Annotated in this window: 11 protein-coding genes; 6 read left to right on the top strand and 5 right to left on the bottom strand. The window is 55.0% G+C overall.

Annotation, left to right across the window (positions count from 1 at the left end; translation table 11 throughout):
• Window positions 1-72 precede the first annotated feature (72 nt).
• Complete coding sequence (locus Q0824_RS07640; RefSeq protein ID WP_298449014.1) at window positions 73-1,233, top strand: methyl-accepting chemotaxis protein; 1,161 nt, start codon at window positions 73-75, stop codon at window positions 1,231-1,233.
• Here Q0824_RS07640 and Q0824_RS07635 read toward each other — a convergent pair.
• From Q0824_RS07635 to Q0824_RS07615, 5 genes are all read right to left on the bottom strand, one after another.
• Window positions 1,127-1,894, bottom strand: a complete 768-nt coding sequence (locus Q0824_RS07635; protein ID WP_298449012.1) for an MOSC domain-containing protein — start codon at window positions 1,892-1,894, stop codon at window positions 1,127-1,129. The two genes, Q0824_RS07640 and Q0824_RS07635, sit on opposite strands and share 107 nt — an antisense overlap.
• Window positions 1,891-2,352: a hypothetical protein gene (locus Q0824_RS07630; RefSeq protein ID WP_298449011.1), complete on the bottom strand. Its 462-nt coding sequence runs from the start codon at window positions 2,350-2,352 to the stop codon at window positions 1,891-1,893. Before Q0824_RS07630 ends, Q0824_RS07635 begins: the two co-directional genes overlap by 4 nt.
• Window positions 2,353-2,468: 116 nt before the next feature.
• Window positions 2,469-2,963, bottom strand: coding sequence for an SCP2 sterol-binding domain-containing protein (locus Q0824_RS07625; RefSeq protein WP_298449010.1), 495 nt, complete (start codon window positions 2,961-2,963; stop codon window positions 2,469-2,471).
• A 70-nt stretch (window positions 2,964-3,033) separates the two neighbouring features.
• Window positions 3,034-3,705 carry a two-component system response regulator NarL gene (gene narL / locus Q0824_RS07620; protein ID WP_298449009.1) on the bottom strand — a complete coding sequence of 224 codons (672 nt, stop codon included), beginning with the start codon at window positions 3,703-3,705 and terminating at the stop codon, window positions 3,034-3,036.
• A 64-nt stretch (window positions 3,706-3,769) separates the two neighbouring features.
• Window positions 3,770-5,632 (bottom strand): histidine kinase, encoded by a 1,863-nt coding sequence (locus tag Q0824_RS07615; RefSeq protein ID WP_298449007.1) that lies wholly within the window; start codon window positions 5,630-5,632, stop codon window positions 3,770-3,772.
• Window positions 5,633-5,787: 155 nt separating this feature from the next.
• On the opposite strand from Q0824_RS07615, the gene Q0824_RS07610 reads away from it, so the two are divergent.
• From Q0824_RS07610 to narI, 5 genes are all read left to right on the top strand, one after another.
• Entirely contained in the window at window positions 5,788-7,056 is a 1,269-nt protein-coding gene (locus Q0824_RS07610) for an MFS transporter (RefSeq protein ID WP_298449005.1), read from the top strand.
• Between the two features lie 129 nt (window positions 7,057-7,185).
• Window positions 7,186-10,929 carry a nitrate reductase subunit alpha gene (locus Q0824_RS07605; RefSeq protein WP_298449003.1) on the top strand — a complete coding sequence of 1,248 codons (3,744 nt, stop codon included), beginning with the start codon at window positions 7,186-7,188 and terminating at the stop codon, window positions 10,927-10,929.
• The gene (gene narH / locus Q0824_RS07600) at window positions 10,926-12,497 is read left to right on the top strand and encodes a nitrate reductase subunit beta (protein ID WP_298449001.1); all 1,572 of its coding nucleotides are present in this window, start codon (window positions 10,926-10,928) and stop codon (window positions 12,495-12,497) included. The genes Q0824_RS07605 and narH overlap by 4 nt, the downstream gene beginning before the upstream one ends.
• 9 nt (window positions 12,498-12,506) lie before the next feature.
• Window positions 12,507-13,259 carry a nitrate reductase molybdenum cofactor assembly chaperone gene (gene narJ, locus Q0824_RS07595; protein WP_298448999.1) on the top strand — a complete coding sequence of 251 codons (753 nt, stop codon included), beginning with the start codon at window positions 12,507-12,509 and terminating at the stop codon, window positions 13,257-13,259.
• 23 nt (window positions 13,260-13,282) lie between these two features.
• A complete protein-coding gene (narI, locus tag Q0824_RS07590; RefSeq protein ID WP_298449565.1) occupies window positions 13,283-13,960 on the top strand; it encodes a respiratory nitrate reductase subunit gamma in 678 nt (225 codons plus the stop codon).
• Window positions 13,961-14,065 lie beyond the last annotated feature (105 nt).

Genomic DNA, 14,065 nt, shown 5'->3' with positions numbered 1-14,065 from the left:
GTTACATTTCCGTACACCCTTCAATCAGTAACATTCATATAATATGAACCTAATGAGCGGTGGAGTGATACTATGTTTTTTGGACGGTACAAAAAACAGATTAAAATGCTGGAGAGGCAGCTGTCGGCGGCCAAAGCGAGCCAGGCAAAACTTAGTGAAGATAAAGAGCGTCTTCAGGTACAGCTCAGCTCAGAAACTGAAGCGTTGCGGAACGTAACAGCCCAGCAAGCTTTAAGCCGTCGATTGATGTCCGGGCTTGGGCAGTTTGGCAACTCATTAGGTGAGCTCAAAGGGTCGTTTGGGGAGTTGTCATCGCTACTGGGCTCTCGTCGTAGCGAAGCGCTGAAAACCCGGGATGAATCTGGCGAATTAAGAGATAGCATGGTGACCCTCGTGCAGAGGTTGGGAGGGGCGCGGGTAAGTGCTGCTACCTCTGCCAGGGAAATGGAATCACTGGAAACAGAAACCGGAAGCATCACATCATTGGTAGACATAATAGATGGCGTTTCAGATCAAACGTCATTGTTAGCGCTTAACGCCAGTATTGAGGCAGCACGTGCTGGTGAGCATGGGCGTGGTTTTAGCGTAGTTGCTACAGAAATCAGGGGCCTTGCGTCTCGAGCGGGTGAGGCCACTAAAGAAATAGAAGGCGCCATTGCGCGCATTCGGACGCAAACCCAAAACGTGGCAGATGCCAGCCGGTCCAACAGCAAAGAAATGGAAGAATTGGCAGCGGAGGCAGATCGGGCACGCGATCAGTTGCTTATGCTGATTGATCTGGCCGGTACGTCATCAGACGCTTTAGGTAGCGCAGCGCTATTGTCTGAAATTGAATTGGCCAACCTTGAAGAGTTGGAGATTAAACTAACGGTTTATCAAATTCTCGCAGGACTGACGGATAAAACAGCAGACAGCTTGCCGGACGAAACCGAGTGTCGTCTCGGGCAATGGTATTATGAGGGGGACGGGAGCACGCGTTATGCGGGCCAGCTGAATTTTCGGGCCATTGAGGAGCCTCACAGGCTGGTGCATGTGTATGCAAAAAGTGCTGTGCTTGCCCACAACGAAGGCCGTCCAGATGACGCGCTGAAAGCCCTGGAGCTAATGGAAGCAAGCAATCTGGACGTTATGGCCCGGTTACGCTGCCTTGTTTCGATGGGCCAAACAGTCGCCCCTCCCAACTCTCGACCTGCTGCGTTTCAAGGCGCTGTTTTGCGAGCTGTTTCAAGTTAGGAGACAGCTCATTAATGTCGGCCATTACTGCAAGTGCTGTTCTATCCAGAGTGTTTTCGTACAGTAAAGAGAGCACCCGGCTAAGCGGCCAGTCTTCGTGGAGGCGTTCTTTGAGGCGCAGCACGTCGCCTTTGCTGACCGTGCCGGACTGCAGTACTCGATAATACCAGCCTGTTCTGAGGCTGTTTTGCAGGCGCTGGGACATGTCCGGAATGCCAAAGCGCAGGTTAAGCCGCCAGCATGGCTGCCGGGGTTGAGAGACCTGGATAACGGCCTCCCCAAGTTCAAAAATATCACCCGCACAAACGTCTGTTTCCGTGAAGCCTTCGGTCACCAGGTTTTCGCCAAAGGCGCCCGGCTGGCAATGCTCAGAGGCTGGGGCGGGCAGTTCACCCCTTAACCTGTGATAGTGGTCTGCGGCAAAGTGATGTAAGGCTTTCTCAGGGCCGCCGTGGTGGCGTTTGTCACCCTGGTGATCATCACTCAAACCATTCACATTCAGGTAGGCAGAGCCGATTTCCTGCTTGTGTATGCCAGTGAGTGTTTCGGTGCCTGCGAGTGGTGTCAGGTTCCCGGTTCTGAGTTGCCTGATTACAACGCCTGTTGCCATTTCAATCCCCCAATTTGCGATCTGAATCCGTTCTGCCGAAACAGTCTTCACCAGATTGACATCATGGCGCCGCTACCCAGAATCAGCGAACCTCCCACTTCAGCCACAATCAAAGCCACCATAAAGCCGTGAACGATCCAGGATGGCAATGTCATGGTTCCCAAACGATGAGGTTTGCGCAGCTGGTTGCTGGTATCCCGCAAAAAACCATGGATGAGATAGGTGCCAATAGCGAGCGCAAAAAAGCCCAGTGCGCACACGGCGGCCAGAGTATTCAGCCACTCCGGGTACACGCTGTGGCTGGCGAACCAACCCAGCAACATGGCAGCAAAGCTATACATGAGGGAGCTGCGGTGGGCGATGTCGACATATCGGGGTGCCGCGGCTTTCGGGCTATTGGCCATGCACCAGTATTTCCAGATGCCAGTTAAAAGCCCAGTCATAAAGAAGATGAAGGCCGCTGTAAGGCTGAGTTTTTCAGCCAGAGTTATTATTTGAACTTCGTCCATTCCGTGCGCTCACTGTGTGAATCCGCGGAGGATTCTGTGTAAAGGTTCTGCGTGTCTGTTATTGAACCATCGCACAGGATCGCATGGGTTTGATATGGCTCCAGCAACAGAGTGCGTCAGAATAAACGCAACTTCGGGAGTTTGAAATCCCACTCCAGACTGTCCAAAAGGTTTTTTAACCCCAGCCCCAGTTCGGTATCGCCTTCAACCACCAGGCGCCTTTGGAAGAATAGCTGGTCAGGATCTTGCCGGCGCTCCGCGAGGGTTTTAAAGGCCAAAAGGGAGCCCCTGATGGTGGCTTCGCCGGGGCCGTCCAGCACTCGGAGCCTGCCTGCCCAAAAACCGAATGTAATGCCCGGGTGACCGCCGTTTATTTCCAGGCGGATACGGCGACCTTCAAAATCGTCAAATTCACCATCTGCAATGGCCTCAGCAAAAAAACGATTCAGAGGTGCTTCGGCAACCAGTTGTTTTATGGGAATCGGGATCGACTGATCAATGGCGCCAAGTATGGGAAATGGCGATGGGAGGTATTCAGAAAGCAGTGCCAGAGAATCGCTGATCAGGGGTTTGGGAGGGAGGGGCAGGGTAATAGACACAGGCAGGGCCATAATCAACTCCGGGCAGTGAATTCAGACTGCCCAGAGTACCCAAAACGCGCTGGGTTTGATTTGATATAGCTCAGCCCTTATGTAGACCTTCTTCTACGGCCCATACGGCGACCTCTACCCGGGAGCGCAGGCTGAGCTTTTTAAGCAGGTGCTTAACGTGCACTTTTACCGTGCCGTCGCTGATGTCCAGCTTGCGGCCAATCATCTTGTTGGACAGGCCTTCGGCAATCAGGCGCAGGATGTCTTTTTCCCGAGGGGTCAGGCTGTCGAAATCCGGGCGCGAGGCCTGTTGCGGCTTGTTGGAGCGCAGAGCCTCTGCCAGCAGCGTGGTCAGCCTGTCGCTGATCACCATTTTTCCCAGAGCGGCCTGGCGCAACTGGGCAATCATGTCTTCCGGTTCCATGTCTTTCAGAAGGTAACCGTCAGCGCCGGCTCGCAGTGCTGAGACCACATCGTCTTCCTGGTCAGACACGGTAAACATCACGATGCGGGAGCTTACATTCAGTTCTCGCAGTTTTTTCAGGGCATCAATGCCGCTCACTTCCGGCATGTTGAGGTCCAGCAGAATCAAGTCGGGCTCAAGTTCGGTTGCCAGCTGTATACCGTCGGTGGCATTGCTCGCCTCGCCTGCCACTACCATGTCCGTTTCCATTTCGACGAGCTGTTTGATGCCTTGGCGCAACAATGGGTGGTCGTCGATCAGCAATATGCTGGCGGGTGTGTCAGACGCTACATCGGGCATGGTACTTCGCTTCCTCTCTCTTGATTGCATGGCGGCTCAAGTGAATTGCCGCATTTTTTGATATTCAGGCGCTCGGTGCTTCGGTGGGAATCAGGTGCCGGCTTTTCGGAACGAATGTCAGGATAACCTCAACGCCACCACTTTCGTGGTTTTGTACCACAACCTGCCCACCGAGAGTACGGGCACGGTCCTGCATGATGATCAGCCCGTAATGGTTGACTGGCTGACCGTCCTCCGGCAAGCCCTTACCATTGTCTCGTATTTTTGCCTTTACTTGGGGCGACTCAAACAGTACATCCACGATAACTTCCGTGGCGTCGGCATGTTTAACCGCGTTGGCCAGGCCCTCACGCACAATCTGCAGTGTGTGTATTTCCTCGTTCGGCGACAAGGCATGGGGGGGTAGATTGTAATTCAACCCTACGGGTTTCCCCAAACGCGTTGAAAACTCTTCAATAGTTTTGCGCAGAGCTGTGAGCAAATCAGGAGTGTCCAGCTTCAGCCGGAAGGTGGCCAGCAATTCCCTTAGCTGGCGATAGGCACTGTTCAGCCCCGTGCTCAGCTCGTCCAGAATGGCCTCGTGGGCGTTTTTCTGGTCGCCCTCAATGTTCAGCCTGCGCATGCGGGCTACCTGCATTTTCAGATAGGACAGCGATTGTGCCAAAGAATCGTGGAGCTCCCGGGCGATGACGGTGCGCTCCTCGGCCAGTGTAAGCTGTTGCTCTTCGTTAATCTGACGCTCAAGGAAAATGGCGGTTGCCAGTTGGTCGCTAAGCGTTTCCAGCAGGCGCCGAGCGGTATTCGAAAGCCCGGTTTCTGCAGGGTACCACACCTCCAAAGTGCCCAGGAGTTTGCCGGGTGTACGTATGGGCAATAGCAACCTGCGCCCATCGTTATCTTCTATCGGTAGCTCGTCGTAGATTTCCGGTGTAACCAGACAAGCGTTGCAGTGGTGGTCCCGGCAATAGAAAGGGCGGTCTGTTGAGGCGGTAGTAACAACCTGCACAGGCTCTGCAGCTTCTTTGTCGTGTAGGTAAAGCCGAATTGGTCCTATATCCAGGAGCTGTTCCAGCTCTTGCAACATGGGCACTGCGCCGCTGCACAGATCATGGTTGGCAAACAGGTTGCGGCTGGCGGTATGGAGCAATTGGAGGGCCGCATGGCTTTTTTCCAGTTCATCGGTTTTGCTGCGAGCGCGCTCTTCAAGCTCGCTGTACGTGAGTGCCAGTTCGCTACTCATTTGGTCAAAGGCGCTGCCGAGTTGTGCCAGTTCGTCACTGCCCTTCATATTGGCTTTCTGGGAAAAGTCCTGCTCACCCACCGCTGTAGCAATAGTGACAAGCTTGCGAAGCGGTTTGAGTACCCGGTTTCTCAGGTCTACAAACAGAGCAATAATAATGAGTATGGAAAACGCCAGGCTAATGATCTGGATAAGGTGCAGCAGCCCAATTCTTGCTTCGGTGCGTCGTTCAAGCATGCTGACCAACTGGTTTACTGAGTCGACATAAGTTTCTGTCGCCGTTAGCATTTCAGTGCTAACGGGGGAGCCTTGTGGGTGATTCTCCAGGCCCGGGCGCAGCGTCTGCTCCCAAAAGGTTGTGATACCCCGGTACTGATTTGCAAGTGGGTGGTCGGCTGAACGGGGAATTGCGCGGGTAATTAATCTGTCAAACAGGCTGGCTTCATACTCGTCTGCGAGGCTGCTGATGTTGCCTTTTTGGGTATTGTGGCTGTCTCCTGGGCCTGCTGCGTGGGCTAGCAGCCGGAATGCACCCATGCGAAGAGCGCCGGCCAGATTAATAGCCGTCGCGTTCCCTTCAATGCTTTTTGAAACCGCCAGCGTTGTAGCCATGCTGACAATGGATGTCAGCACAACGGCACACACAACGATAGCAATTCGGTTAACAAGGGGGCTTCTGGATCTCATTGAATCTCGTCTTTTCGATTGCCGGGCTCGAATACCTCCTTGAGGATAGTCAATTACCCCAATGGTTGGTAACCCATCATAGTCTTTGACCTGCGTCAGGGCAAAAGCCGAGACTGTTAAGCGGTATTAAAACCTGTTCACAAGGGCGTTAGCAGATGGGGTCAGAGGCGGATCAGGAGGATGAGCGGCTGGCATCTCTTGCCGTAATTCTGCCGCTGGCGGTAACAGGCTTCGTTATTGCTGCAGGCTGCTGGACGCTGTTTGCAGTGGCTGGAATACATCTCAGAGCCGAGCTCAGTCTTAGTAATCTTCAGTTTGGCTTGTTGTTAGCCATGCCTATGGCTGTTAGCGCTCTTTTAGCCGTTCCCGCAGGACTGGCAGCCCGTAAGTTTGGCGCCCGGCGCATAATGCTCGGATGCCTTGCCGGGCTTGCTGCCTGCATGGTGGTTTTGCTTACCACAAATACGTTTATTGGCTATCTGCTGGCGGCTGGCGGGCTAGGGCTTGCAGGCGGCTTTTACAGTGCAGGATTGCAGTTTGTAACCAGTAACTGCCAGCCTCGCAGGCTTGGACTTGTGCTGGGAGTGTTTGGTGCAGGTGTTACCGGCGCTGGCTTTACCTATTATCTAGTGCCCCTTTTTCACGAAGCTTTCTCTTGGCACGGCGTTCCCTTGGCTTACCTGATTGTTCTCATGCTGGTGCTGGCGCTGCTGCTTTTACTGACTGATCCCGAGGATGCGAGAGCAGACCCGCAAACAGAAACTTCCATGAAAGTTCTGTTCGGACACCTCAATCAGCAGGGGATGTGGCAGCTGGTCGCCTACTTCGGTGTGGTGGCTGGAAGCTTTTTTGCGTTGGCTTTGTGGCTTCCAGATTATCTTTCCTCACAGTTTGGGCTTCAGGTGGGATCAGGGGCCAGGCTGGCGCAATGGTTCATCATACCGGGGGCTCTGGCGCAGATTCTGGGTGGGGGGCTGTCTGATCGCTATGGCAGCCCTAACGTTATCAGCCGCTCGCTCTTTGTTGGCTTGGTTGCCCTGGTGGTGCTGTCTTACCCGCCCATGACGCTGTTCATTCGAGGTGTGGAGGCAACCATCAGGGTTGAGTTTGCGCTACCCATGAATATTGAAAGAATCTTTGTGGTGGTGCTTGGAGTGGCGCTAGGAAGTGCCATGGGCAGTTTGCAGAGAATGGTGATTATTGAGAGTCGTCAGAATGCTGCCTTTGTTGCCGGATTACTGCTGGTCGGCGCCTGCTCAGTGGCTTTTTTGTTGCCGGTTATTTTTGGTGCGGTGAACCACTGGCTGGGGGTTCGCAGTGCCGTATTCATGATCGTGTTTATTCTGCTTTGTGTTTGCCAGTTCATGTTTGCCCGCTTTAACCGCCGCCACGAACGTAACGCACTTCTCCATCCGGGGATATAGCAGCCATACCTCCTCGGTGGTAGGGCGGGGTTATGTGGTAGTAACCACGCAGATTTCAGGGTTTTTCTCCCACACAATGGTTTCAATTCGGAAAAACGATCCGCAGACGGGTTGATGGAGAGAGAGACCATGAGTCATTTGATCGATAAGCTGAGCTACTTCAGTAAAAAGCGCGAGTCCTTCGCGAACGGCCACGGCGAAACCCACGACGTAAATCGCGACTGGGAAGACAGCTACCGCCAACGTTGGCAGCACGATAAAATCGTTCGCTCCACCCACGGCGTAAACTGCACAGGCTCCTGTAGCTGGAAAATCTACGTCAAGAATGGTTTGGTGACCTGGGAAACCCAGCAAACTGACTACCCCCGCACCCGTCCGGATCTGCCCAACCATGAGCCCCGTGGCTGCCCTCGTGGTGCCAGCTATTCCTGGTACATGTACAGCGCCAACCGCCTGAAGTACCCACTGATGCGCAAGCATCTGATGAAGCTTTGGCGCGCAGCCCGCATGCAGTTCAACGATCCGGTTGAAGCCTGGGCGTCTATTGTTGAAGACCCGAAGAAAACTGCAGAGTACAAACCCCGCCGTGGTATGGGCGGGTTTGTGCGTTCCAGCTGGGACGAAGTTAACGAGTTGATTGGCGCGTCTAACGTTTATACCGCCAAAAAACACGGCCCGGATCGCATTATTGGCTTCTCGCCCATTCCCGCCATGTCCATGGTTTCATACGCTGCAGGCAGCCGTTATCTCTCGATGATTGGTGGCGTGTGCCTGAGCTTCTACGATTGGTACTGCGATTTGCCGCCGGCCTCCCCACAAGTCTGGGGTGAGCAGACCGACGTTCCTGAATCTGCGGATTGGTACAACTCCGGCTATATCATTGCCTGGGGTTCCAACGTGCCGCAAACCCGTACTCCGGACGCCCACTTCTTCACGGAAGTGCGCTACAAGGGCACCAAAACCGTTGCCATTACCCCGGATTACGCCGAGGTCTCCAAACTGTCTGACGAGTGGCTGAACCCCAAGCAGGGCACAGATGCCGCCCTGGGTATGGCTATGGGTCATGTCATTCTGAAGGAATTCCACCTCGACAACCCCAGCGAGTATTTCACCGACTACGTGCGCCGCTACACCGATATGCCGTACCTGGTGAAGCTCGACAAAATGGAAGATGGCCGTTACGTACCTGGCCGGTTCCTGCGCGCCAGCGATCTGGTGGGTGGCCTGGGTGAAGAGAACAATCCTGAGTGGAAAACCATTGCCATTGACGAGGCCAGTAACCAACTGACCGCGCCCAACGGATCTATCGGCTATCGCTGGGGTGAGAAAGGCAAGTGGAACCTCAAGCAAACAGCGAAAACTGAAGATGTCAGCTTGCAGCTGTCTATGGTTGAAAAGCACGACGAAGTGGTTGATGTGGCCTTCCCGTACTTCGGCGGTGTTAAACACGAGCACTTCAAGTCGGTTGAAATCAGCGACACCCTGACCCACAAGCTGGGCAGCCGTAAAATTGAGCTGGCTGAAGGCGGCGAAACCCTTGTGGTTACCGTGTACGACCTGATGATGGCCAACTACGGCCTGAGCCGTGGTCTGGGTGAAGATGACAGCGCAACCTCCTACGATCAGGTCAAGCCCTACACCCCGGCCTGGCAGGAGAAGATCACCGGCGTACCCGCCGAAAAAGTGATTCGCATTGCCCGTGAATTTGGTGAGAACGCCCATAAAACCAAGGGTCGTTCCATGATCATCGTGGGTGCCGGTATGAACCACTGGTACCACATGGACATGAACTACCGCGCGCTGATCAACATGCTGGTCATGTGTGGTTGTATCGGTCAGAGCGGTGGTGGCTGGGCTCACTACGTAGGCCAGGAAAAACTGCGCCCGCAGACTGGCTGGCAGCCGCTGGCATTTGGTCTGGATTGGCAGCGTCCACCACGTCAGATGAACGGCACCTCGTTCTTCTACGCTCATTCCGGGCAGTGGCGCTACGAGAAGCTGGATGTGAGCGAGATTCTTTCGCCTCTGGCCGATAAGTCCAAGTTTGGTGGAAGCCTGATCGACTACAACGTGCGTGCCGAGCGCATGGGGTGGTTGCCATCTGCGCCACAGCTTAATCGCAACCCACTGACCATCGCAGCAGAGGCTGAGAAGGCCGGTATGGATGTGCCTGCTTACGTGACCCAGTCCATGAAGGACGGGTCACTGGCCTTTGCGTCGGAAGATCCTGAAGCACCGGAGAACCACCCGCGCAACATGTTCATCTGGCGCTCCAACCTGCTGGGTTCCTCCGGTAAGGGCCACGAGTACATGCTCAAATATCTGCTGGGCACCACCAGCGGTGTGCAGGGCAAAGATCTGGGTCATAACGGCGGCGTGAAGCCTGAGGAAGTGAAATGGCGTGATGAGGCGCCTGAGGGCAAGTTGGACTTGCTGGTTACTCTCGACTTCCGTATGTCCACCACCTGTCTGTATTCAGATATCGTTCTGCCGACCGCAACCTGGTACGAAAAGAACGACCTGAATACATCCGACATGCACCCGTTCATTCACCCGCTGACCGCTGCGACAGACCCCGCGTGGGAATCCCGCAGTGACTGGGAAATCTACAAAGGCATCGCCAAGTCATTCTCCAAGGCCGCTGAAGGCCACTTGGGTGTCGAGAAAGACGTAGTCACCATGCCGCTGATGCACGATGCGCCAGCTGAATTGGGCCAGCCGTTTGATGTGAAAGACTGGAAGAAAGGCGAATGTGATCTAATTCCAGGCAAAACTGCGCCAAACTTCATTACCGTAGAGCGGGATTATCCGAATACCTACGCGCGCTTCACCTCACTTGGGCCGTTGATGGACAAGTTGGGTAACGGTGGTAAGGGTATTAACTGGAATACCGAAAAAGAAGTGAGCTTCCTGGGTGAGCTGAACTACACGCACATCGACGGAGCGAACGCAGGTCGTCCGAAAATTGAAAGTGCGATTGATGCAGCAGAAGTAATTCTGACGCTGGCGCCGGAAACCAACGGCCACGTGGCTGTTAAGGCCTGGGCTGCGCTGTCGGAATTCACCGGGCTGGATCACAGCCACCTTGCGGTGGGCAAAGAGCACGAAGCGATTCGCTTCCGTGACATTGTGGCTCAGCCCCGCAAGATCATCTCCAGCCCCACATGGTCTGGCCTGGAAGACGACCACGTGTCTTACAACGCCGGCTACACCAACGTGCACGAGCTGATTCCCTGGCGCACATTGACCGGCCGCCAGCAGTTCTACCTCGACCACGAGTGGATGCGGGCCTTTGGTGAAAGCTTGTTGGTGTATCGCCCGCCGATCAATACCAAAGCGGCTGCACCTCTGCTGAATGCCAAGCCTAACGGCAACCCGGAGAAGGCGCTGAACTTCCTGACGCCGCACCAGAAGTGGGGTATCCACAGTACCTACAGCGACAACCTGTTGATGCTGACCCTGTCTCGCGGTGGCCCCATTGTATGGCTGAGTGAAGACGACGCCCGCGACGTGGGTGTGGAAGACAACGATTGGGTAGAAGTGTTCAACGCCAACGGCGCACTCGCAGCGCGAGCCGTGGTCAGCCAGCGGGTTATGCCGGGCATGATGATGATGTACCACGCCCAGGAACGGATTGTGAACATTCCCGGCTCGGAAGTGACTGGAAGCCGCGGTGGTATTCACAACTCGGTTACCCGGGCTTGCCCGAAGCCCACACACATGATTGGTGGCTACGCGCAGTTCTCCTACGGCTTTAACTACTATGGAACCGTGGGTTCCAACCGCGATGAGTTCGTGGTGGTGCGCAAAATGAAGAACGTTGACTGGCTTGATGGCGAAGGCAACGACACTGTTCAGGAGGCTGTAAAATGAAGATCCGTTCCCAAGTAGGCATGGTGCTGAACCTGGACAAATGCATCGGTTGCCATACCTGTTCAGTGACCTGTAAAAACGTGTGGACCAGCCGTGAAGGCATGGAGTACGCCTGGTTCAATAACGTCGAAACCAAGCCCGGTATTGGTTACCCGAAAGAGTGGGAGAATCAGGACAAGTGGAAAGGCGGCTGGATGCGCGATGCCAGCGGCAAGATCCGCCCGCGTATTGGCGGTAAGTTCCGGGTGTTGGCGAACATTTTCGCCAACCCGGACCTGCCGGAAATTGACGACTACTACGAGCCGTTTGATTTCGATTATCAGCATCTGCACACCGCAGGCGACAGCAAGCACCAGCCGGTTGCACGGCCACGCTCCCTGATCTCCGGCAAACGCATGCAGAAAATCGAGTGGGGCCCGAACTGGGAAGAAATTCTCGGTACCGAGTTTGCCAAGCGTCGAAAGGATAAAAACTTCGACCAGATTCAAGCCGACATTTACGGTCAGTTTGAAAGCACGTTCATGATGTACCTGCCCCGCCTGTGCGAGCACTGCCTCAACCCGACCTGCGTAGCGGCCTGCCCAAGCGGCGCCATCTACAAGCGGGAAGAAGACGGCATTGTACTGATCGACCAGGACAAGTGCCGCGGCTGGCGGATGTGTGTATCCGGCTGCCCGTACAAGAAAATCTATTTCAACTGGAAAACCGGTAAGTCTGAAAAGTGCATCTTCTGCTACCCGCGTATTGAAGCTGGTATGCCGACCGTGTGCTCCGAGACCTGCGTAGGCCGTATCCGCTATCTGGGTGTGTTGCTTTACGATGCCGACCGCATCGAAGAAGTGGCCAGCACTCCGGGCGAGCACGAGTTGTATGAAAAGCAGCTGGAAATCTTCCTGGACCCTAACGATCCGAAGGTGATTGAACAGGCTCAGAAAGACGGCGTGCCAATGAACGTTATCGAGGCAGCTCAGCGCAGCCCGGTGTACAAGATGGCGGTGGACTGGAAACTGGCCCTGCCTCTGCACCCGGAATACCGCACTCTGCCAATGGTCTGGTACGTACCGCCACTGAGCCCGATCCAGTCTGCAGCAGAAGCCGGCAAGGTTGAGTTCGACGGCATACTGCCGAAGATCGAAAGCCTGCGTATCCCGGTGAAGTATCTGGCCAACCTGCTCACCGCAGGGGACGAGAAGCCGATTGTGCGCGCGCTCAAACGCATCATGGCAATGCGCCTGTACAAACGAGCAGAAACCGTAGATGGCGTTGAAGATCTGCGGGCATTGGAAGAAGTCGGCCTGACCAAGGCTCAAGCTGATGAAATGTACCGTTATCTGGCCATTGCGGATTACGAAGATCGCTTCGTGATTCCCACCAGCCACCGTGAACTGGCGAAGGAAGCTTTCCCGGATGCACACGGCGAGCGCGGCGGTTGCGGCTTCAGCTTCGGCGACGGTTGCAGCGGTGGTGACAGCGAATTCAGCATGTTTGGTGGTCGTAAAAACACCACGTCCATGGTGCAAAAGCTGACCACTGTGAAGCAAGTCGACCCCAAACAGCTGCAGAAGTAAGGAGGCCGCATGAAATTATTGAAAGTACTGGCACGGATTCTGGAGTATCCCTCCGCTGAACTTCAGGCCTCCAAAGACGCCATGGTAGCCGCTGTCCTGGAGGACAGCCGGCTACCACGGAAAAACAAGGAGCAGCTGCTCCAGTGTATCGACCGCCTGTGTGAGGGTGATCTGCTGGATCTCGAAGAGGCCTATACCGGCACCTTCGATAAAGGCCGCGCCACCTCCCTGCTGTTGTTTGAGCACGTGCACGGTGAATCCCGTGACCGTGGCCAGGCTATGGTTGATCTGATGGAGCAATATCGCACCAATGGGCTGGAAATCGATGCCAAGGAATTGCCGGATTACCTTCCGCTGTTTCTGGAGTATCTGTCAACGCGGCCCTGGGAAGAAATCCAGAACTGGCTGGAGGATATCCACCATATTCTTGGGCTTCTTGGCGAGCGGCTTTATCAGCGTGAAAGCCTGTACCACGTAGCCATGGATTCGTTGCTGGAATTGTCTGGCCGCACAACCGACCGTCAGGAACTGGCACAGCTTGTGGCCTCGGAAGAGCGTGACGACACAGCAGAAGCGCTGGATAAGGTCTGGGAAGAAGAAATGGTGAAGTTTGTGGATGACCAGGGCAGTTCCTGTAACACCGGCAGCGTTGTTGGCCAGCGCCGCCGCGAAATGGAACAAACCCAGACCATTCACCTCAGTGATCATCTGATGACGGATGTAACGCCCGCTCAGGCGCGTGCCGCCGCGAGAGACGCCTGACGGCGCAGGAGGAGACCAAGATGATGTCTTATCTGAATACATTGATTTTCGGGATTTATCCGTACATCGCTCTGGTGGTGCTGGTTCTTGGCACTTGGGCACGATACGACCATGGGCAATTCACCTGGAAGGCTCATTCCAGCCAGATGCTGCGCAAGAAAAACATGGTCATGGCCAGCGTGTTGTTTCACGTAGGCATTCTGGTGATCTTCTTTGGCCACCTGGTTGGCCTGCTGACGCCACACTTTGTGTACGAGCCCTTCATGACCGCAGGTACCAAACAGGTACTGGCGATTGTGGTGGGCGGCATCGCCGGGGTTATGTGCCTGATTGGTGGCGCTATGTTGGCCTATCGCCGGTTGACGGACCCACGGGTCAGCGCAAGCAGTACCTTTGCCGATAACATGGTCATCATCATCCTGGTTGTTCAGGTGGTGCTGGGGCTGGCAACCATTCTGCCAACGCTGGGACACCTTGATGGCGGCACCATGCTGCAATTGGCAGGCTGGGCACAGGCTATCTTCACCTTCCAGGGCGGGGCAGCCGAGTACATGGTAGGCGTACATTGGATCTACAAGCTGCATATGTTCCTGGGCCTGACGATCTTTGTAATCTTCCCGTTCACCCGTTTGGTGCACATGTTGAGTGTGCCGCTGGAGTACTTCGGTCGGAAGTACCAGGTCGTGCGTAAGCGGGCTTAAGAGATAAAGCGCCCCCTCTCCCCCAGCCCCTCTCCCGCGAGGGGAGAGGGGAGCCACACATCCCAACCTGCGGGATTGCCCTCACGCCAGAGAGCAGTGCAGTAA

This window comes from uncultured Marinobacter sp., assembly GCF_947488835.1.
GTDB lineage: Bacteria > Pseudomonadota > Gammaproteobacteria > Pseudomonadales > Oleiphilaceae > Marinobacter.
Note: the sequence above shows the minus strand (reverse complement) of the source record. Positions and strands in the feature narration are given on the sequence as shown.

What these genes read in the sequence shown, in the direction of transcription:
- Q0824_RS07640 (WP_298449014.1), top strand. Translation starts at nt 73, where the DNA reads ATGTTTTTTGGACGGTACAAAAAACAGATTAAAATGCTGGAGAGGCAG.
- Q0824_RS07630 (WP_298449011.1), bottom strand. Translation starts at nt 2,352, where the DNA reads ATGGACGAAGTTCAAATAATAACTCTGGCTGAAAAACTCAGCCTTACA.
- Q0824_RS07625 (WP_298449010.1), bottom strand. Translation starts at nt 2,963, where the DNA reads ATGGCCCTGCCTGTGTCTATTACCCTGCCCCTCCCTCCCAAACCCCTG.
- narL (WP_298449009.1), bottom strand. Translation starts at nt 3,705, where the DNA reads ATGCCCGATGTAGCGTCTGACACACCCGCCAGCATATTGCTGATCGAC.
- Q0824_RS07615 (WP_298449007.1), bottom strand. Translation starts at nt 5,632, where the DNA reads ATGAGATCCAGAAGCCCCCTTGTTAACCGAATTGCTATCGTTGTGTGT.
- Q0824_RS07610 (WP_298449005.1), top strand. Translation starts at nt 5,788, where the DNA reads ATGGGGTCAGAGGCGGATCAGGAGGATGAGCGGCTGGCATCTCTTGCC.
- Q0824_RS07605 (WP_298449003.1), top strand. Translation starts at nt 7,186, where the DNA reads ATGAGTCATTTGATCGATAAGCTGAGCTACTTCAGTAAAAAGCGCGAG.
- narH (WP_298449001.1), top strand. Translation starts at nt 10,926, where the DNA reads ATGAAGATCCGTTCCCAAGTAGGCATGGTGCTGAACCTGGACAAATGC.
- narJ (WP_298448999.1), top strand. Translation starts at nt 12,507, where the DNA reads ATGAAATTATTGAAAGTACTGGCACGGATTCTGGAGTATCCCTCCGCT.
- narI (WP_298449565.1), top strand. Translation starts at nt 13,283, where the DNA reads ATGTCTTATCTGAATACATTGATTTTCGGGATTTATCCGTACATCGCT.